Source organism: Psychrobacillus syltrankelensis (genome assembly GCF_055454035.1).
In genome coordinates this window covers 563,592-583,802 of the sequence record NZ_CM144227.1, presented here as the reverse complement: position 1 = coordinate 583,802, position 20,211 = coordinate 563,592, and the positions used below count along the sequence as shown (strand labels likewise).

The window sequence follows — 20,211 nt, the reverse complement described above, 5'->3', positions numbered from 1 at the left end:
TAAAACCTTCTCTAATGTGCACATTAGGAAATAGGAGGTGATAATTAATGAGTAAAAACAATAAAAAAACAATGAATGAAAGAACGCATAATAGTTTCGAAATTTATAAAGAAAATAAAAATAGCAACAGCAATAACGATAACATAAGCCAGGAATTTGCTGTAGAATTTGGCTCTACAGCAAACATCAATGCAACTAACAAAAATAAGAATATCCAATCTCTCAAAAATAAATAATAGTAGTATATGATATGTGAGAACTATATGAAAGCTTACTTTTATCAATATGTATAGACTTAAAGCCTCCCTGCTTAGAAACTAAATTCTATTTGTTTCTATGCAGAGGGGACTTCTTTTCTTTCCCGTTTGTTTCTATTATTAAAGGCTTTTTCTCTTTTTTCACTTCTTTAGTTTTCAATAATGATAACTAATGACCTGGTAATTGGTGCAAGTTTCTTATTTTTTATTTCATCCCAACATATCTTTTCGTAAAATCTTTCATCAATTTAACCCTCGATTATATTTGGTTTTGTTTAGAAGCCAATTTCATTTACGAGAAAATACTCAAGACTTAGGAGGTGAACTGTATGTAAACGGTTCACCAATTTTACTGGAAATTGATTAAAATAAGCGAAAAAGAGTGTATTTATAATTGAGGTTCCTTAGTGCTGTGTACCAATTTACCATTGATTCAGATTGTCTTAGGATCTTGTACCTTTTAGTTTACCTACTTCAATCCACACTTTCATTTTATTTTCACTTAAACATCAAAGTAAGTCTCCTCAAAACATTCCCGTTCTCATTCAGCTTAGAAGTAAACTCTCTGGTGCTGAATTGAGCAAAAAAGGGCTCGGTTCTCCTACACTGTATAGCTGCAAATGATGCATAGCCCGGGTACAGGCTGTGTAGAACAATCTACGTAGGCTTTCATCACCGTATACTTGCACCGATGCGTCATATATGATTACGGCGTCGAATTCGATACCTTTGGCCAAATACGCTGGTATGACTACAACTCCTTGCTCATAGTCAATTGAGCCGCTCTTAACGAGCTTAATTTCTTCGATATCGATCAGAGCATCGTATGCGTTGGTGCTTTCCTCCGCAGATTTGCATATGATTGCAATCGTATTATACCTCCGCTTCTGCAAATCTGCGACTTTGGAAACGATGCACCGATGTAGTTCGAATCGATTGGACAATTGTGTAAGGACAGGCATCTCTCCGTCGCGTTCAAAAGCGGTAATCTGTTTGCCGCGAGGAACGAGTCCACGCGTAAAATCGACGATCGGTCTTGTGGATCTGTAGCTGCGGGTCAATGTTATCGTATCCGACTCATTCGGTCCGTATAAGCTCGCAAGCGTGTGAAAATCAAGCGTTTCGCTGGAATGGGCGAATATCGCTTGGTTAAAGTCGCCAAGCACGGTCATCTTGGCCGAAGGAAACAAACGTTTCAAAAACTCAAATTGAAACGGAGAATAATCTTGCGCTTCGTCTACAAGCACGTGTTTTATAGAGCCGTTCGTTTGAAAACCTTGAATCAATTCTTTCAATAGTAAAAAAGGAGTAGCATCTTCATAGAATAGCTTTCCTTCATCTAGCATTTTCACAGTCGATAAGCAAATATTTGCCCACTCCTCGGGTCTTTCCCCCTCTACCCAAGGTTTGATCCACGTTAAATCGGAAAAAATTCCTTTGTACATTCCCTTTATGTCAACAAAATTTAGTGTTCGAATTCGTTTGCGTAACGGCTTCAACTTCTGCCGAACAATCAATCGGCATAGCGCTTCGGGTTCAATCTCATAATCGTCAAATGATTTCCCTTTCAGGCTATGTTTTTTCCGTAAGTGGTTATATGCCTTTTGGTAATCCTCGTTGCTGAGTAGTTCAATTGCTTCTTGTACCCATAGCTCGTTCCGCTCTAGCATCTCTGCTTCATCTAATTGTTTGTTTAGCCAATCCTTCAACTTCTCAAGTCTGTTATGAAAGCGGAGAGATGTGTCACTACTATAAAACCTTTCAGACATTTGGTTGGAAGTGACGAGTGGTTTTCCTCTAAATATAATTCCTTTGAATTGCATTCCGGATAATTCCAGTGACTGCCTGTATGTTTTAATTATCTCAAAAAAACGAACTGATGCTTTAAATCGTATGCTCTCAGTCCTAGTCTTGTATGAAGAGTCATCCGCCGAAGTCAACACATACTCCAATTGTTCATAAGGTCCTTCAACTTGAAATGAGTTGCTTAGGCGATGTTCCAAGTATTGCTGGAATGTGACCTGCTGCATATTCTCTTCGCCGAGTTCGGGCAAAACATTGGATACATAACTGTTAAACATTGAGTTAGGTGAAAATAGAATAATTTGATCGGCTTTCAGTCTATCCCGATACTTATAGAGCAAATAAGCAATACGCTGAAGTGCGGCAGATGTCTTCCCGCTTCCAGCCGCTCCTTGAACGATGAGTAGCCTGCCATGATCATGCCGGATAATTCGATTTTGTTCTAGTTGAATGGTAGACACTATATTGTGCATATGTTTATCTGTGCCTTTTCCGAGCACCTGTTGTAAAATCTCATCTCCGATAGTGAGATTAGTATCGAACAGCGATTCTACAACCCCATCGCGGATGATATATTGCCACTTTTGGTCTAGTATGCCGTGGATAGTTCCTCCAGGCGTAGTGTATTCGGCAGGTCCCGGCGAGTAATTGTAGTAGATGCTCGAGATTGGAGCTCTCCAGTCGTAGATAAGGAAGTCCTCTCCACTTAAATCCCTGAGGGTGGAAATGCCTATATAGAATCTTTCCGTAGCCAAAGTTCCTTCTTCTCTGAAGTCAATTCGGCCGAAATAAGGTATCTCCTTCATTCGACGTAGCGCGGTTAATTTGTTAAAGACTTGTCTGTGAGTACTTTGACCAACTGAAAGATTCTGAGCTTGTTGTCTCAAGCTGATGATCGTCTCAAGATAATCGTCAAAAGTATCGGTGTTTACCTTGATGTCATCCCAAAAATGTTTGCGGAAATCAATCACTTCTTTTCGACTCCGATTGGTTTCGTCTTCCAGCTTGCCGATTTGTTCAGTAATAGCCTCCATTACGCTATCCAATCGTTTTTGCTCCGTCCGAAGATCCGTTTTCATATCAAGCACTCCTTTATAGAATAAAAATGGGGGTTGACTTTTCGAACAATGTGTAATAAAATTAAAATAGGGATATTATACTCTAGACGACAAATAAACTGTGTTTCTATATAAACTTACCATTGTTCTTTACTTTTTTCAATGTTTTTTTCACAAATATAAGGTGCCAGGAAAACAATTTCGAATTGTTTTCCTGGCACCTTTAATTATTTCACCACCTACTTGAAATTCCTAGCCTATTTAGAACAGTATCCTTCTTTCACTAATCTTTTCGCTTTTTATCAATTCCTTAAAAGTCAAATATGTATAAGTTTATCTACTATAGCAAAAACTTTAAAGAGGAGTGATGAAGATTGGATAAAAAAGAAACTTATCTTACAACAGCGCCAAAGAAGTCTCAAATAACAATTGAAAATGGTTCAACGTTTCCAAATTTAAAAAATGTACCAGGGAATTCTGTAAATGAGCATAAAGCGCTTGAAGAAGCCAATATTATAATTACTGGCGACGAAATTAAACAACAAAACGAAAATTTATAAAGAGTCAAACTCAAATACTAGAGAAAAAGGCTCAAACGCCTCCCTCTAGAATTTGAGTTATGATATTCAACACATACTGCTTATGATTGATTAAATAGGCTACACTAGTTAGGCAATAGCTACACGAAACAGGTGAGAATAATCTACTATGTCCAACAATACAATGGAGATGAATTAAGATGACCGTCTTAACGATGAAAGAATTGGCATTTATAGAGGATGAAATCCGTGCGGAGGAGATAACCGCAAAAACGATGAACTGGTGTGCAACACAATGCAAAGACCACAAGTTAAGAAAAGCACTCGAGGAGATGGCAGAAAAACACCAGTTAAAAATTGCCGCGCTCTCCCAGTACTTCAACCGAACAAACAACATTCAATAATTGCAAAGGGGGGTTCATATGCCAAATAATATCGCAGGGCGAGGCTTAACAGACCGTGAAATGCTCCAGCTTTGTCTAGAGCTTGAGAAGGGACGCTGCCGAAGCATCAGCAATACCATGTTAGAGACCACACATCAGCAATTATGGGAAATATATAAGCAATGTTTTGAAAATGCTAGCTCAAACCACTTTCAGCTTTTTGATATAATGAGCAATAAAGGCTGGTATACGACCGAGATAGCATCTAACGAGCAAGTTGACAAAGTAAGGGAACTTATGCGAAATAACTTGCATCCTGATGACCAATTTTAGAAATTACGAAAACACAATTTAATGTAGCTTGTCTTATTTCGAAACCCTTTTTGATTTTAATTTAGTTTAGAGTATTTTTAATGAATAGTTTACCTCTTCTTGCTCGTTTGTTTGAAACTTCTGGACCTTGCCCAGTCTAGTACGCCTCTTGAACAAATTGATAAGCAGTTCATCGATTTTCAAGTAAAGGTACAACGAGGTTTTTGGTTTAATTAATATTAATCTCAAAAATATAAGTTATTTTTCCCTATATTCCATTGAGCAACTTTTTCACTTCTGATCAATGTTTAAACATCAAACTGTTTTAAATGATGGTCAAGGTGCTTGTATATACCTTTACCCCATTGCTCAGAAGTAAGTTTTCCAAAAAAGGGATGCGGATGAGTTGTGCACTTCTCTGGTCCATTATTTTGGAATGTGATAATTTTTTGTTTAAGCTTTTCTTTTTCTGTTTCAAATTCTCTTTCATCTGCAATCAAAATGGTTGGAATAGTAGACATATTATGGGGCAGTGTCTTGTCATTGTAAATGATATGTTTTGCAAACCTCCCTACTATTAATCCTAACCAACTTCTTGGTGGAAAAGAACTTCCCATTGCAATGTCTTGAAAAGATGAGCAATGCGCTAGCATTTGAGCAACATCCATTTTTCCCCATTGTGGTTGTGAAGTTGGACTCAATTTGTCAATACGCTTTAAAATTTCTGCTGTATGCATATGATCAAAAATATTTTTCATTTGTGCATCTCCTTTAATTGTTATGAGTTAATCTTCTTAACTTATTTGCCCCAATTTAAACAACACTCATCAGCGAACCTACTGCGTTCGAATTAAGACCCTGCATTGCAATAAAAATTTAATCTTTTTCAATAAATTCTTAACCTCTTTTAGTGAACTGTCTGAAAGTTTAAAAATCACAAGCCTACGTTATTTGAACAAGAAATTTTTCATTTATGATACTCAATCAACCAACAATCTTGATATTTTCCCTCGTGAAGCTCACGACTTGGAAGTATTTTTACTTTTTTAAAACCACATTTCTCATAACATTTTATAGCCCTAGTATTTCTTGTTTGAGGGTCCATAACTATTCGGTCTGCTTTTTTGTTTTCGATTAAAAATCTAATCATAGATGTAACAAGTAATGTTCCAATTCCTTTGTTCCAATACTCTATTTCTCCAATAAATTGGTCTGTCCCATAAACATTTTCGTTAAGATACCCATATTCATTTTTAGTTTCATCATCTAACTGATAGAATTGGATATACCCAATTTCGTTACCATCATATTCTACAATACATTTAACTTCTTCATCTTCAGGGGCATAAAAAACTTCATTCACTTTGTCTAAATCAAATGGATTATCCCTACCTTCATAGAACTCAAGAACCGATGGATTTGAGAGCCATTTTGCTAACAGAACATTATCTTCATCTTCTAATATTCGAACTTTTAAATCCCCATTATGAAACAATATAATAATTCCCCACTCTCAATTTAAAATACTATTTAAAGAATTCGTTTCTTTAAGGAAAAATTCCTCTAATGAGTTGTTCAATTATCCTGCTTTGGTTTAAGTGTAACATTTAACTATGGATTTCTGAGATCTACTTTATGTTTCGATAAAAAATTATCCCGTCGAAATCAAAAGCAACCGTAGTGAAAGAAGAACATATCTCTTCCACCTTTGTTTAAAACGAATGAACTGCGATAATGCCTTTTTTGCTAAATTACAGAAGTTTATTTTAATGGTAGTTCTATAAGAAAAGCGATTCTTATTAAAGAATCGCTCCTGACTGCGGAAAATAATTTCCCTTTATGTGTTATTCCAAAGAAATAACTGAATTATTGGTTTAAATCCATATATTATTTTCTGCAGTTAATTTAACATTAGTTTCACCAGTGTTGACTACACCTTTAGGCTCTACCAGCATTATATGACATTCCTTTTCGGCGTAAGGCTTATGCTCCACGCCTTTTGGTATCACATACATTTCTCCTTTAGAAAGTTTAACCTCTCCATCACGGAATTCGATGGACATCTCGCCGTCTATCACGATGAATGCCTCATCGGTGTCTTTATGATCATGCCATACAAAATCTCCCTGAATCTTAACTAACTTAAACTGATAGTCATTCATTTCCCCAATGACTTTGGGAGACCAGTGTTCACTGAATTTGGACAGTTTCTCGCTTAGATTAATAGCATTATAATTTATATAAATCCCCCCAGAACTATTCATAACCTAATTTTACAACATCCATAGATTAATTACTATTTTGATAAAGATCTCAATAGTTTCTGCTTATCTTCCACAAAATAGTCCAATTGTTGACAAACAGTACTCTTGAACTAACATGCAACGTTAAATTACAATAGTAGCTATCGCTCTATTCTACTAAAGCACCCGGAAGTTGAATAAGAAATTTCAATTTAATTCCGAAACTTTTCCCAATCTTTAAGACTTCCAACTAATCCTTATACTGCATTAATGCTAAAACGCCCTTGTGGAGCCTTTATTTCAAAAAAGTACTTTTCTTTCCTCTTCAAACCGTCTAATTTAACACTTTTTCCAAGAGGTATTAAAATTTCGTCAATAATGACATCACCCTTTTCGTCTTTAACCCTTAGTAACAAATCACTTACATTATTTGCACTATTAATAATCTCCTTCTTCCAAAAAAAGCTATCATATATCACATAATCTTGATGAATAATTAAATCAGAAGAGAAGCTAATACTTTGCCACTCTTCCATGTCATCCTTTATTTCTGCAACTGCCATGACTTTTGGGGAAAATAATTGATTAACAATCCCTACATTTTGCACGACTTGATAACCGATTATACAAATCATAAAGCTCAGCACGATAGCTATGATCACTTGCAAACGTCGCTTTTTGTTGATGCGTTTAAACGGTTCCTTTGCAGCTTCCACATTTGTATCGACTGTTTGTACTGTTGGTTGCTTCATCTTTTGCATAGTATCTTCGCACCCTTGGCAATGCTCGATATGTTCTTCGACTGCGACAACTGTTTCTTCGCTACAAATACCATCTATATAGGATGGTAATAAATCCTTTATAATATTACAGTCCATCCAAATTCACCCTTTCCGTTAATTTGCATTTTGCACGATAATATGTAACCCTCGCCCAATTTTCACTTTTCTCAAAGATGTCACCTATTTCTTTAAAACTTAAATCCAGCGTTGTTCGAAGTAAAAAGATTTCAGCATACGGCTCCTTTAATAGTCGAATTTCTTGATGAATTGCACGTAATGTACTCTCTTTCATCAATGAAATATCAGGTAAATCTTCATTTGAACGTATATCTATACCTGTTTGCGCTAAATAATCAATACTCGTATGATTTCGATGTTTTGCCTTTTTTAAATAATCATAATAGCTATGCTTGGCAATTTGACATAGCCAGACAGAAATTTTGCATTCACCATTGTAACTATGAATTGATTTGACAGCTTGATAAAATGTTTCCTGGGTTAATTCTTCTGCTAAATCCTCACTTGATGTTAAACAAAAAAGAAAACGTTTTACTTCATTTGCATAGGATTTATAGATATCACTTAAATCCTTCACTAGATGCCTCCTTCTACTGTCACGATACTTATATATAGAATGAAACCGATATTCGTTACAAGAAACACCAAATTTCTTTTGTAAAATTAAAAAAGTATATTATGTATAGACTCTCAACAACTTATTTTACTTTTCAAGGGTTTCGTAATCTAATTGCAGAAGCCTACCCTTAGTTGTATAAAAGATATTTTCAATACATTACATCGAAATACCTTCCAACTGAAAAAGGTATGTAAACAACAGTGTTCACATACCTTCTTACATATTCTTTTTCTTGCGATAACTAAATTTAATTCTTTTCTTATTCAACTAAACTGCAGTGTTAGTGAAATTAGATAAAAAAACCAGTGATCTTATCAGAAGCACCTGTTAGCACAATAAGAAAATACCAAGAATGGCTTCTCTTTTAACTAACTATCACTTGGTTACATTTTTTATAACTGCCATTTCCTTACCGAACCTATCACCATTATCAGTAAATCCCAAACTAGAGTATAAATTATGTGCTCCCAAATTTTCAGGATGATAACCTACAACAATTTTTTTCGCATTCGGTAATTTACCCATTTCTGAAATCATTAACTTAGTGGCAGCTTTGCCTATCCCCTTGCCTTGGTGTTCATTATCCACCATTATTCTATATATCCAATAACCATCAAGTTCTTCTTGAACAGAATTGTACATCAAAAAGCCAACTATTTTATCTTCAGCATAAATAGCATATGGCTTTAATGTAGGCTCAAACTTTGACTGAGCTATTGATATGGCATTAGGCTCCATGTATTTTTTTTGTTCTGTTGATACATTTATTTCACAACATTCGTACCAGTTTTCTGCATTTAATTCTACAATTTTCACATTTTCTGTACTCATAATTTTCCCCTTTCAAAATTGGGGAAACGCTAAACAACTTTGTTAATTAGTCGTTATCCCCTTGTAGTCATTAATAATATAAATTCTTTTACTTGTCATAATGAACGCCTCCTCTAACAACTAATATCTAATAAGTATATCAATTAATCTTCAAACTTTTTAATTATACTATTTTTTCCCATTGAAAAGTTTACTAGAGAATAAATAATACATACAACAATATTACTTAAACTAACCTGCTTCGTTCAAGTCAATTAACTTCAACTCTATCACCCATTAGTTGATGAATGTTTGATACTCAGGCCTCTGATTTCTGGTAAATGGCTGCCTTCCAAATTCCATCTTCCTGTATTAATGGGTATGTTTTAATATATTTACTATTTCCAAAGACTATTTCCAACTGTACAATTGCTAAATCTTCATTACTTGCTGTGTTCATGGATATATCATCGTAATGTCTAAACATCAAATAATCCATCTCTAATTCCGATGTAAAGTTTTTCGGATATTCTCCAATGAATACATCTACAGAAGGTAATTCACCACCATTATAAGTTAGAATATAGAGTTTATCGATTTGGTGTTCAAATACTAGGTTCATATAGACCAAAACAATTTCTTCTGGTGTAAAATCACTTAAATGATTGATGCTTCCATTAAGTAAAAAATTTTGTAGGTTTCTAATTTTTCATCTGACAATTCTTCAAGGTACGTAAAATCATATTGCCTGTCTATCATTGGAGTAACAAGAATGCTGTCTTCAGTTTGAATCGAAACCGAAGTATCGACTTTCTCAGAAATTTAATTTTTAGGAGTACAATTTATCATGACTAAAGAGATTCCTAATAAAATTAATATTATACCCTTCAAATTTTTCCTCCTCTTCATCGAAACTTCTCATTATATATACTACTAACTAATTTAATTAAATGAACCGATCTCCTAGACCGATATAATTAAAGGTAATTCTTTAAGTCTTACTATTTTTTTTCGTGGATTTTAAAATCTTGAAGAAATTACTATCATTTGCGATTGTATAGTATTCGTTCGTTTGATCATGCGTATCAATGATACAAAGTAATTTTTTATCTGAATCAACATACATTGCATATCCTGTATTAAATGTTATATTTATTCGGTAATCGTAATCACTTGAAATATCTGTTACGCTTTTAAATTTAGCATTTTTAAAGGCACCTATAAGTTCCTGTTGTGTTTCTTTTGGAATTTCAATTGATGTGAATATATCCTCTGTTTCTACATCGATACTTGCAATGCTTACAAATGGTTTTTCTGCATTTAAATCAGCATATTCCCCTAATACATCTGATGCGGAATAAGTCCTGCTATCAAAGGAAATGATCCCCACAATAATAAGCAATAAAGCTACAATTATGATTCCTCTTTTTTTATAGTTTCGCAATATTTTCTCCATATTGACACCTTCTTTTTTTATACTTATTTAACTAGTCGAGTAGAAGGGAACCTCTCTTCCTTGGTAGATATATACATTCTCCTTACTGGAACAGGATGATAACTTTTACTTTTTAGCCTACTTACTAAATCCTCTATATTTTCCTCTAGTGTTTCACTGTATTGCTCTTTAGTTGTGCCATTAATCCCAGTTGCTTCTTGTTAGATAACTCAAGATGATTTGAACTATCCCAATTGACTTCTTATTAGGTAATTCATGATGGCATTGAACTAGAGATTGCTTATTTAGTAAATGTGCAAGCGATGTAAATTTCATTCTTGGTTCAGATTTAGCTAATTCTGCTATCCTTAATAGTTTTGTTTCCATTTATTATCCCTACCTCCACGTGTAGTAAATGTGTCCCTAGTAAGGGATGACAATACACCGTCGTCATCTTCGGAAATTTGTGGATTAAATATTTCGTTCCTCACACTCGAAAGGTTCTTCGCACGAGAAAACTTCATGGAAAAATCCCTTATACGGGATATCTTCTTCGAGGCATTTTATGCTATATGACAACTCCTCATCGCACTTCAGCTCTTCACCGTTGTTCCGCATGACCTCGACTGCATCTATAATATTTTCCATGAGGGTAATTTGGATAAATAAAGACAAATTATTCAACATCGAATCTTCGATTTTGGTCTCAGATGTGTATCCTTCAAGTACTGTTCTGAAATAATCTTCCATAAAGTTTTTTCGTTTACCTGCGTCTGGCTCAAATTGTATCCATCCCATTCCGAGTGTCCAGAGATTTGCCAAGTCATACATATACCAACAGAAACATGAATTATCGAAATCAAATACAGTGATTTGTCCCGTATCAAAGTCAATCATATAATTACCATCACTAAAATCAAAATGTACCATACCGAAAGACTCAGAGTTCTTGTCCAATCCTTCTAAGTCTTTAAGAAGCTCTACCATCTTCTCCTTAAGCAGTGGTAACGTACCCGGTATCAGATTATCGATATACTCGACATTGTATTTATCAAAGAAACTATACCGGCGATGAACAGGAGCATAGCCTTTCGACAATTGGTGCAGCTTCCCGAGAACTTTACCGCAGTTATAATAGTATTCCGTAATAGGAACTCCTTCGCGATACTGATAATGATTTTCTACAAGCATTTTTCCCCTAGCCTTTTCGAACAGGCAGACAAAAAAGGTGAGATTATTATGAGTGAACTCTTCCAGTAGATTCCCCTTCCGGGAGCTGATCACATTCGAGACACTACCGCCATGCTCAAATAAATATTGGATATATTCAACTTCGCCCAACAAATCCTCTCGGCTCCTGTCATTTAAATAAGCGATTCTGAGTATTTTTGCACTAGCGCCCTCTTTCTCATAGTTATAAACGACATTCCGCCCTCCGGCATGAGCATTAATTAGACTTGTTTCATAGCCTTCCAACTCGTACAACTCTGATACTAGTGGACTTAAATAAGCTTCGTATATTTCAGCAACTTCATTATGATTCATAATTAGTATCTCCTCCATCTGACTTCATTTTCACCCAAAGTGGGTGTTTGTCTATATTGCTATATTTCAAGGCTCATGTTTAAGAAACTTAACTTATAAACTTGCCTTCAGTAATTTCATTTAACCTTTTAACCATTAATTGCTCGGGTACTTTTTTAGTTTCCATTACAGACACGGGCATATTAATCGCCTGAATTACTGACTTTCCGTAGCAGCAGCTGCTTTTTACCATTTAAACTTCTTTGTCCTCATTAATACAAATTGCTGCGGAACCAAACCATTCTAGCACCTTATCCCTCCAACTTCATGTTCAACAAACCTTCTTGTTAGTTCAATATAAAAGTGCCTGTCCCAGCCGAAAGTTAAGCACCCTTGGAACGCCTTCACTTTTGTTCAAAAGTTTACATGTTTTAACTTATTCAACACCATTCCAAAAAAACCTTCTTATTCCACTAAATATGCTGTGTTAGTTTAATTGTAAATTTTCACAATGGATTTATGAAATCTACTTGATGTTTTTGGACATAAAAATAGACCATCGAAGAATGGTCTTGTTTAAAGCACTTCCAAAATTTAAAGTCGTCCAAGTCAATAGTTAGTATGGTGAAAGTGAAAATTGGGTGGGTGATTTAACAATTGAAATTTCGAAGGGGGGAATAACAAAACTAAGTAAGACTAGTTCGATACCGTCGAAGTATTATTGAAGAACGGAATTCGACACCAAATCGCATACAGAAAGTATTAGTGGGTGCAAATCTTCATTAATCAACTCTTGAAGTAAAGCACCCTTTTTGTTCAAAAATTTAGATATATTAACTTATTCAATACAATCGCAAAAAAAACTGCTAATTCATCTAAATTGCACCTGTAGTTTAAGATTATAATAATAATGTCCAGTTCCTTCTATTTTAATTTTTCAATTGGTGTTAAGGATATTTTCTCGGTTAACCCCAATTTATCTGTTTCATTTTCTAATTCTTTTTCATCTAACGGACCCAAAACTTTATGATTGTGCACATCGATTAACCAATATTGAAAATCTTCCAGAGAAGGTTTTTCAGGTGGTTGTTCATAACCTCTTTCATCAGCTACTAATACGATTTGTTTAGCGACTATATATTCCTCGTTCCACCATACATCTGACACCTTAGCTGGAACATATAAATAATTATAAAATGTTTCATCATCTGATTTAATAGGTTCATCTCCGTAAATTGCAATTACATGGACTGATAAACGGTCTATACGATATCCATTATCTAAATTGATTTCATAGTCAGCCAACCCTGCACAACCAGCGAAACTCCAACATAGCAATATTAAAATCACTTTTTTCAAATAAGTGCACTCCTCTAATATGTAATGATGGATAAAAAAACTTTAGAATGGATACCTTCTTGAACTAACCTTCTTTAGTTGAAAAAGAAAAAAATGCCGCCTATTCAGCTCATTGATCTTTCAATAATGCACTCGTTCGTTCAATAAAGAAATTCAATATATAACTCTGAAACTTTTCCAAAAAACAACTTATTTTATTCACATCTATAAGGCTTCCAACTATTAAACAACTCACAAAATGAATACAATATGGATCCCTAATCATTGCTTCATTCCCAAAGAATATTTACCTTCTACCTTTTTCGTTTCATATTGTAGCCCTACAATCTCTAACGCTTCTTTAATTAGCATTAATTAGTAGATTTACTTTCGCTGTAAGTTTTCATAAAATCTTGGCACTTCAACCATTGACCCAATACTTCTTAAAATCTCTTTTTGAATCTTGATTAAATCTTCGCCGAAAATTTCGATTTTTCCATCGGTAAGTTTGATTAACCAATTTAACTATCCTGCTTCTTTTGTTGAATAAGAAAAAGAGCCGTTTTACCAGCTCAGGGACCTTCAAAGTAAAGCACCCTTTAGCCATCCATGCAACACAAAATAGTGCTGCACCAGAGAGAATGAAAATGGTTAGAGGAGACAATAGTCCACCGAAATCAATAGACTTATTAATGTACGCTCTCCTCATTTATGCAAGGGTTCTTTCTAGTATTGTCATTTTTCTTGTCTTGAAAAAATTCATTTTCATGGTTGTTGAAGAAGCGATTTATTTGTCATTATCCAAATCACTATCAAGAAATAATTTTTTCGCTTCTTTAACCCCATAATTCTTTTCGATAAATTGACCAATCACAGATTTGTTAATACCATCCTTGACGGCTGCTGAAATTACTATATACAGAATAAATATACCAACAATCCAAAGAACGAAATCCACTTATAACTCCCCCCAAACTAACTACCAAAATATTCTATACATTTTACCATAAAATTGATTCTTGCACAGGTACCTGTTTGTTATTTTATCTGACAAAAAAGGCAGCTCCCTGATGAGGGATAGCTACCTTCGTTTAAAACTTTTATGAAAAGGTAGGAGCAGGGAATTCATCAATTCTCATACGAAGTAAACTGTATGGTTTTTCCCGCAGGTCTCTTCCATAATGAAATCTCGCCTGCCGATGTAATTGATTCACTATGACATATAAGTATTGATCGGGGCCAATCGAAAAAGTATCCGGCCATAAAATTCTCGGGTCATGTGCGATGGTTTCCATTACGCCATTCGGCAATATCTTCCGGATACTGTTGTTTTCATAGTCTCCCGCATAAACGGTTCCTTTTGAGCCGGTGATCATTCCATCAGACGCGCCTTTTTCTCCCCAATACTGCACATATTGGGATAAATTAATGTCCTGTATCCTTCTATCTCTTAGGGCTTCTGTTGAGATTGAGAACAGCTGACGGCTGGTTAGCGGAGCATAAAATAAAGCCTTTCCATCAGGAGAAATTGCTAAACTATCGGAAGCCAATCTAAATGGGAAAGTCGAGCCGTCCGGGTTTCGATTCATCAAAATTTCACCTTCTACTTTCGGTAAAAAATAGGGATCAGGTGAAGTTGATATTGCCCCATTTAACCGTCTAAACGCGTTCCCATTTTCTAAATCTGCGACGATAATGCCCCCTGGCCCTCTGGAAGAAGAATCCGTTATATATGCATAGCCTGCTCTTCCAATCCGAAAATCCAAACGGACATCATTCAAATAAGTTGTTGGCAAGACAACATCTTCTGTAAAGGTATATACTCTCCTTATTGTATTCGTGCTTAAATCAACAGCAACTAATTTTGCTCCCCCTTGAATAGGTTCAGAAAAATTTGGTGCCCCCGTGTCTAGTACCCAAAGTGTTCCTCTTCCATCAGCAACGATACTTTGGACACTTACGAAAGACATCGTAATATTCCTAGTATTAACCAAATTAGTTTCTAAACTGGGATAAGGCTGCAATTCACCCTCAACAATTTCCGCCACAGTAAATTGAACGTCGTCTCCCCATTTCGGAAAGCAAACAAAGATACGACCGGTTTCGGAAACGCTGACACCTGTTGGCATAGCCCCATAAAAAGCATGCACCAGTTCAAACTGCCCAAAATAATTTTCCATAGGTAATATAGGTTGCATGATATCCTCCTCATCAAACCAGATATCATCTATATATGATGAAAAAATTTTTTAGTGCATAATTTTTGATAAATTTTTTGCTAATGTTCCTTTTATGATAATTGCTTGTCATTCACATGTTGTTTATCCTTTGAATGGATTCCACCTACGTTCTACGTTAATCTTTCTTACTTTGAAACTTAAACAAATATGCTCAAAACCCGTATATATCAATGTATTTGAGCATTGCCATTAAAGTGGGTTATTTGCGTTAAAACGTTACATGAGGATTATTCCTGTACACATACAACTCAAGTGTCCCCATTAAGATTTTCAGTCAGAATTAAATAAGACCCGATTCAGTTTCTGAATAGGTCTTCAGGCTTTGGATAAAAGGCACTATGAATGTAGAAATTCGAGTGCCTTTTGGGACTTAATAACAATTTTAGGAAAAACAAAAATCTCGAAAAAACTATAAGGCACATTCACTGTCACCATTTGAAATGCTTTTTGTCTACAGTCTGAACCTTAGGAACATTTCTCGAGGTTTTTGTCATTACTTCACATTTCTTTGGCGGCTTTCTCAACTGCGTCCCAGTTCCATTTACGAAAAACATCTCTGTATAAATAAAATATTTATTGGAATAATAATCATTGTTCTATAGAAAAGGAGGTTAAACTTGGATGGAAAAATTAGCACCTCATGAATCGCTGGATTTACATGAAGCGATCAACTTTAAAACTCTCTGTTTAGCGAAGTCAAAGTTAATGCAAGGGCTGGTATTTGATCAAGAACTGAAGGCTTTAATGCAAAAAGATGTTGAACAATCTATACAAGCTCTTATAGAGTTACAGGAGATATATGAACTTGCACCCTTTCAAGCTCCTGTCCCTCAAAATCGTCCAACTCCAATTGTTAATTGAAAGGTAGGTAAGCCACGTTGAATAATGATCACTTAGACCCGCGAAACTCAATGAACGTACCAGAGCTAGCAGATACAACATTTGCTATGGATTTTCTGCTTCGTGCAAAAGAAGGTGTGCGGAATACAGCCGTTGCCTTAACCGAAACCGCATCACCTATTCTTAGAGCACTTTTACGAAGACAACTATCTCAAGGGATTGCTTTGCATCACGAAATAACAGAACTGATGATTAAGAAAAAATGGTTTCATCCTTATGAATTGAATGAACAGTATCAACTCGATCAACTATCTGCCAAAAATACTATAATGATCGGCAACATGAAATTGTTCCCAGGTGAAACGAATAGAAAAGGTATGTTTGATCGTACACCAGATGAACAATAACTTAGGAGGTTGTTTAGATGAAGGCAGTAACGTATCAAGGCATCAAAAATGTTGAAGTCAAAGAAGTTCCAGATCCTCGGATTGAAAAACCAGATGACATGATTATTAAAGTAACAAGCACAGCAATTTGTGGATCTGATTTGCATTTAATCCATGGAATGATTCCTAATTTGCAAGAGGATTATGTAATAGGACATGAACCAATGGGGATCGTAGAAGAGGTCGGACCCGGTGTTACAAAGGTAAAAAAGGGAGACAGAGTCATTATTCCTTTTAATATTGCCTGCGGTGAATGTGTCTATTGTAAAAACCACCTTGAGAGCCAATGTGATAATTCCAATGATAATGGAGAAATGGGAGCTTATTTCGGCTACTCAGGTACTACCGGCGGCTACCCTGGGGGACAAGCCGAATATTTACGAGTGCCATTTGCTAACTTCACCCACTTTAAAATTCCTGAAACTTGTGAAGAACCTGATGAAAAATTAAGTGTTATCGCCGATGCCATGACTACTGGTTACTGGAGTGTGGACAATGCGGGTGTTAAAAACGGGGATACTGTAATTGTTCTTGGTTGCGGTCCAGTCGGCCTTTTTGCACAAAAGTTTTGTTGGCTAAAAGGGGCAAAGCGAGTAATAGCTGTTGATTTCATTGATTACCGCTTGCAGCATGCCAAACGTACAAACAACGTAGAAATCGTAAATATTGAGCAATACGAAAATGTCGGAATGCATCTTTTGGAAATGACTAAGGGTGGAGCTGACGTTGTCATTGACGCAGTGGGCATGGATGGAAAAATGAGCGACTTAGAGTTCCTTGCAAGCGGATTAAAGCTTCACGGTGGAACCATGAGTGCATTTGTCATTGCTTCCCAATCGGTTAGAAAGGGTGGAACCATTCAAGTTACTGGTGTATATGGAGGAAGGTATAACGGTTTCCCACTAGGGGATATTTTCCAACGGAATGTGAATATTCGCTCAGGACAAGCTCCGGTTATTCACTATATGCCATATATGTTTGAGTTAGTTTCTACAGGTAAAATCGATCCAAGTGATGTAGTAAGTCATGTACTTCCATTGAGTGAAGCTAAGCGAGGCTATGAAATCTTTGACAGAAGGACGGATAATTGTATTAAGGTCGTTCTGAAACCCTAAATAAAGGAGGTTTGTATAGTGGATTACGCATTACATGAAGTCCTTGAAGTACAAGAAATAACCGCATTTAAAACCCTTTGTTTAACTAAGTCCAAAACAATGAAAGGTTTAGTATCAGATGAAGAACTAAAAAATATTTTGCAACAAGACGTTGATACTTCCACTAGACAATTACAGGAATTTGCTTCCATCCTATCTAAAGCAAAGCCTAATTAGGAGATGAAAGAACATGTATCCGATAATTAAAAATATAACTGGCATGGACGCTCTGACTGACCAAGTTGTAGCAATGGATCTACTGAATTCAGCTAAAAGCGGCATCAGAAATTATGCCATGGCCGTTACTGAGTCAGAAACACCAGAGATTAAAGCCATTCTCACTCATCATTTAGAGGAATCTCTTAATATGCATGAAATAATTTCAAATTATATGATGGAAAAAGGCTGGTATCATGCATGGGATCGTGACAAGCAAACCGAATTAAGTCTACAAAATATTGAAACCGCAATAAACTTGCCTACTCTATAAAATATACGTCAAATGGAAAGATGTATATATTTTATGATTCACTTCTAATAAAAGTACAGATATAGAGAAAGTCACCTACAGGTGGCTATCAGACTGTAGACAAGCTCGCCGAAAATCAGGTTTGCCTTCAGTCTATTTTTTTTATAGATATACCAATGCTTGAGGTGATACAAATGCTGTCTAAGAATAATGAAGCAAGCTAGATCAAATCAAAATAAGCACTTGACTAACTTGTCCCCTCTCTCATTGTGTTCCTCTGCAAAAGCAGAAGGGTACAATAACAGAAAAAGTAATAATTCCTTTATTAAATAGTAGCTCCTGATTGGAAACTTAATAGTTTGTATAAAAACAACCTTTCATAACCTTAATTTGAAATTGAAAGTTATTAAATTTAATTATTTTATTGATTAAATAATCTGTTTCACTGTTACCATTCATAAATATAACCGAAATGGTGTTGATTCCTTAATCATTTTGAATAACACCTTCTATTCTGAGCACATTAAACTCTAGGAGGTGACGATATCATGGCAAAGAAAACAAAACCAAACTTTAAGAAGAAAGAACCTAATTCAAAAAACAATAATCGTGAAGAATTTGCTGGAGATCAAGATTTGAATCAAACTAAACGTAAAACGCACAACAAAATAACCAACAAAATCGATAATGCAACTATATTATGAAATAGCTCTGTTCATTTTGTTTCTATAAACACAATAACCATCTATCAGACACTTGATAGATGGTTACTTATGATGTTTTAAAAATAATTTTTCTACAGTTCTAAAATAATTATTCTGAAAAGATTCGTCAAATCGCGTCTAAATCATTTATTCCTCATTAAACCACAGTTGATCTTTGTCATCAACGTCGCCATTATAATTGATTAGAATTTCTTCTCCAGATTTTATATCTTTGAAAGCATAGAAGTCAAATGTACGATTTTTAAAATTAATCTCATACGTTGCATTAGGTTCATACGAATGATTAAACAACATTCCGTAACCAAGAAGAATAGCAGATTGACCTATCCCAAACTCAAAAGCATAATCCCCGAGTATGGTTTGCTCAATGTATTGATGCTCTTCATTCGGATAAGAAATAACAGGTGCTTCATGTAAAAGCTCACCTTTTTTGAAATCACATTTAGCAAATACCCCTCTATTGAATTCTCCACCACTTATTGGAGATGTTTTTACCTCAATCATGTTTGATCGCCTACTCACTTTTAAAATATACTTTCTAACTGTAACATAATTTTGTGGTCACGAAATAAAAAAGTTCGAATTTGACCAAGGAACCTAATAGTATTTTACTGAATTAGCTATCCGAACTAGTGTGTCAGGTGTTTCTGTTTTAGATACCTTTTTATGAAATCCGAGAATATATTGTAAATTATTTTTTTCAAAGACAAAAAAGTTGAATAGTTGGTCTTCAAAGTATATGGCTTTGAGATCATCTTGAAGTGTATACTCTTTGTCTTTTAAATTCAATTTATTTTTTAATGTAGGAATTCAATTTTATAAATATTTTCAGTTAAATCTTTATTAACAAACATTTTCTAGGGAATCATTCATATTTCAAACTCCTTAACCGCCTCTTTTACAGATTTATATCCAATTTCAGTGAACTTCTCCTCAAAAGAAGGTGGTGTATAGTTTAGATTTGCATTTACTTTTCCATAATTCAACACACAAATAACATGTAAAATAAAACCAATAGAAGAGGAACATTTTTGTTCAATGTCATCGCCCCAAAAGTAATGTTTAGGTTTAGATTGTCCAGTTTACCTAAAATAATCCTTATTTAAGAAAACAACTCCATTAGCACGTAAATAATAAAATTCGAAGCTTGCAAACAGCAAAAAAAGTCGTTTCCCTGAGTTTAAAGGAATCGACTTTTCTTATTTTTATACCTAAG

24 protein-coding genes and 1 pseudogene are annotated in these 20,211 nt (G+C 35.1%); 10 read left to right on the top strand and 15 right to left on the bottom strand.

The annotated features are described in order from the left end of the window. Positions 1-47 precede the first annotated feature (47 nt). A complete protein-coding gene (locus ACTSKG_RS02960; RefSeq protein WP_464756660.1) occupies positions 48-236 on the top strand; it encodes a hypothetical protein in 189 nt (62 codons plus the stop codon). Positions 237-802: 566 nt separating this feature from the next. Here ACTSKG_RS02960 and helD read toward each other — a convergent pair. After that, positions 803-3,139 carry an RNA polymerase recycling motor HelD gene (gene helD / locus ACTSKG_RS02955; protein ID WP_464756659.1) on the bottom strand — a complete coding sequence of 779 codons (2,337 nt, stop codon included), beginning with the start codon at positions 3,137-3,139 and terminating at the stop codon, positions 803-805. A 353-nt stretch (positions 3,140-3,492) separates the two neighbouring features. Here helD and ACTSKG_RS02950 point away from each other — a divergent pair, with 353 nt between their 5' ends. The 3 genes from ACTSKG_RS02950 to ACTSKG_RS02940 all read left to right on the top strand — a co-directional run bounded on the left by ACTSKG_RS02950 (position 3,493) and on the right by ACTSKG_RS02940 (position 4,373). After that, positions 3,493-3,678, top strand: a complete 186-nt coding sequence (locus tag ACTSKG_RS02950; protein WP_464756658.1) for a hypothetical protein — start codon at positions 3,493-3,495, stop codon at positions 3,676-3,678. 179 nt (positions 3,679-3,857) lie between these two features. Next, positions 3,858-4,061: a hypothetical protein gene (locus tag ACTSKG_RS02945; protein ID WP_464756657.1), complete on the top strand. Its 204-nt coding sequence runs from the start codon at positions 3,858-3,860 to the stop codon at positions 4,059-4,061. An 18-nt stretch (positions 4,062-4,079) separates the two neighbouring features. Beyond that, positions 4,080-4,373, top strand: a complete 294-nt coding sequence (locus ACTSKG_RS02940) for a spore coat protein (RefSeq protein ID WP_464756656.1) — start codon at positions 4,080-4,082, stop codon at positions 4,371-4,373. A 287-nt stretch (positions 4,374-4,660) separates the two neighbouring features. Here the strand turns inward: ACTSKG_RS02940 and ACTSKG_RS02935 are convergent, their stop codons facing one another. The 13 genes and pseudogenes from ACTSKG_RS02935 to ACTSKG_RS02875 form a co-directional block, all read right to left on the bottom strand. Further along, complete coding sequence (locus tag ACTSKG_RS02935; RefSeq protein ID WP_464756655.1) at positions 4,661-5,110, bottom strand: DUF1569 domain-containing protein; 450 nt, start codon at positions 5,108-5,110, stop codon at positions 4,661-4,663. A 209-nt stretch (positions 5,111-5,319) separates the two neighbouring features. Then, positions 5,320-5,850, bottom strand: a complete 531-nt coding sequence (locus ACTSKG_RS02930) for a GNAT family N-acetyltransferase (protein WP_464757951.1) — start codon at positions 5,848-5,850, stop codon at positions 5,320-5,322. Positions 5,851-6,226: 376 nt separating this feature from the next. Beyond that, positions 6,227-6,592, bottom strand: coding sequence for a cupin domain-containing protein (locus ACTSKG_RS02925; RefSeq protein WP_464757950.1), 366 nt, complete (start codon positions 6,590-6,592; stop codon positions 6,227-6,229). Positions 6,593-6,852: 260 nt separating this feature from the next. Continuing rightward, entirely contained in the window at positions 6,853-7,473 is a 621-nt protein-coding gene (locus ACTSKG_RS02920; RefSeq protein ID WP_464756654.1) for a zf-HC2 domain-containing protein, read from the bottom strand. Next, entirely contained in the window at positions 7,463-7,972 is a 510-nt protein-coding gene (locus ACTSKG_RS02915) for an RNA polymerase sigma factor (protein WP_464756653.1), read from the bottom strand. Before ACTSKG_RS02915 ends, ACTSKG_RS02920 begins: the two co-directional genes overlap by 11 nt. Positions 7,973-8,389: 417 nt before the next feature. Further along, a complete protein-coding gene (locus tag ACTSKG_RS02910) occupies positions 8,390-8,845 on the bottom strand; it encodes a GNAT family N-acetyltransferase (protein ID WP_464756652.1) in 456 nt (151 codons plus the stop codon). A gap of 298 nt (positions 8,846-9,143) precedes the next feature. Beyond that, complete coding sequence (locus ACTSKG_RS02905) at positions 9,144-9,455, bottom strand: hypothetical protein (RefSeq protein WP_464756651.1); 312 nt, start codon at positions 9,453-9,455, stop codon at positions 9,144-9,146. A 360-nt stretch (positions 9,456-9,815) separates the two neighbouring features. After that, positions 9,816-10,280 carry a hypothetical protein gene (locus tag ACTSKG_RS02900; RefSeq protein ID WP_464756650.1) on the bottom strand — a complete coding sequence of 155 codons (465 nt, stop codon included), beginning with the start codon at positions 10,278-10,280 and terminating at the stop codon, positions 9,816-9,818. A gap of 450 nt (positions 10,281-10,730) precedes the next feature. Continuing rightward, a complete protein-coding gene (locus ACTSKG_RS02895; RefSeq protein WP_464756649.1) occupies positions 10,731-11,804 on the bottom strand; it encodes a phosphotransferase enzyme family protein in 1,074 nt (357 codons plus the stop codon). Between the two features lie 903 nt (positions 11,805-12,707). Further along, entirely contained in the window at positions 12,708-13,133 is a 426-nt protein-coding gene (locus tag ACTSKG_RS02890) for a DUF3997 domain-containing protein (RefSeq protein WP_464757949.1), read from the bottom strand. A gap of 273 nt (positions 13,134-13,406) precedes the next feature. Then, positions 13,407-13,637, bottom strand: a pseudogene (locus ACTSKG_RS02885) (P-loop NTPase family protein); the annotation flags it as partial. 271 nt (positions 13,638-13,908) lie between these two features. Beyond that, on the bottom strand, positions 13,909-14,079 hold the full coding sequence (locus tag ACTSKG_RS02880) for a hypothetical protein (protein WP_464756648.1): 171 nt from the start codon (positions 14,077-14,079) through the stop codon (positions 13,909-13,911). 142 nt (positions 14,080-14,221) lie between these two features. Further along, positions 14,222-15,319 carry an L-dopachrome tautomerase-related protein gene (locus ACTSKG_RS02875; protein ID WP_464756647.1) on the bottom strand — a complete coding sequence of 366 codons (1,098 nt, stop codon included), beginning with the start codon at positions 15,317-15,319 and terminating at the stop codon, positions 14,222-14,224. Positions 15,320-15,982: 663 nt separating this feature from the next. Between ACTSKG_RS02875 and ACTSKG_RS02870 the strand changes: the two genes are divergently transcribed. The 6 genes from ACTSKG_RS02870 to ACTSKG_RS02845 all read left to right on the top strand — a co-directional run bounded on the left by ACTSKG_RS02870 (position 15,983) and on the right by ACTSKG_RS02845 (position 18,974). After that, the gene (locus ACTSKG_RS02870) at positions 15,983-16,222 is read left to right on the top strand and encodes a spore gernimation protein GerQ (RefSeq protein WP_464756646.1); all 240 of its coding nucleotides are present in this window, start codon (positions 15,983-15,985) and stop codon (positions 16,220-16,222) included. A gap of 17 nt (positions 16,223-16,239) precedes the next feature. Continuing rightward, positions 16,240-16,608: a spore coat protein gene (locus tag ACTSKG_RS02865; RefSeq protein ID WP_464756645.1), complete on the top strand. Its 369-nt coding sequence runs from the start codon at positions 16,240-16,242 to the stop codon at positions 16,606-16,608. Positions 16,609-16,625: 17 nt separating this feature from the next. Continuing rightward, entirely contained in the window at positions 16,626-17,762 is a 1,137-nt protein-coding gene (locus ACTSKG_RS02860) for a zinc-dependent alcohol dehydrogenase (protein ID WP_464756644.1), read from the top strand. A gap of 18 nt (positions 17,763-17,780) precedes the next feature. Then, complete coding sequence (locus ACTSKG_RS02855; protein WP_464756643.1) at positions 17,781-17,978, top strand: hypothetical protein; 198 nt, start codon at positions 17,781-17,783, stop codon at positions 17,976-17,978. A 13-nt stretch (positions 17,979-17,991) separates the two neighbouring features. Continuing rightward, positions 17,992-18,291 (top strand): spore coat protein, encoded by a 300-nt coding sequence (locus ACTSKG_RS02850; protein ID WP_464756642.1) that lies wholly within the window; start codon positions 17,992-17,994, stop codon positions 18,289-18,291. 527 nt (positions 18,292-18,818) lie between these two features. Then, complete coding sequence (locus tag ACTSKG_RS02845; RefSeq protein WP_464756641.1) at positions 18,819-18,974, top strand: hypothetical protein; 156 nt, start codon at positions 18,819-18,821, stop codon at positions 18,972-18,974. 147 nt (positions 18,975-19,121) lie between these two features. On the opposite strand, the gene ACTSKG_RS02840 is transcribed toward ACTSKG_RS02845, so the two are convergent. Then, a complete protein-coding gene (locus ACTSKG_RS02840) occupies positions 19,122-19,499 on the bottom strand; it encodes an SET domain-containing protein (protein ID WP_464756640.1) in 378 nt (125 codons plus the stop codon). Positions 19,500-20,211: the final 712 nt, after the last annotated feature.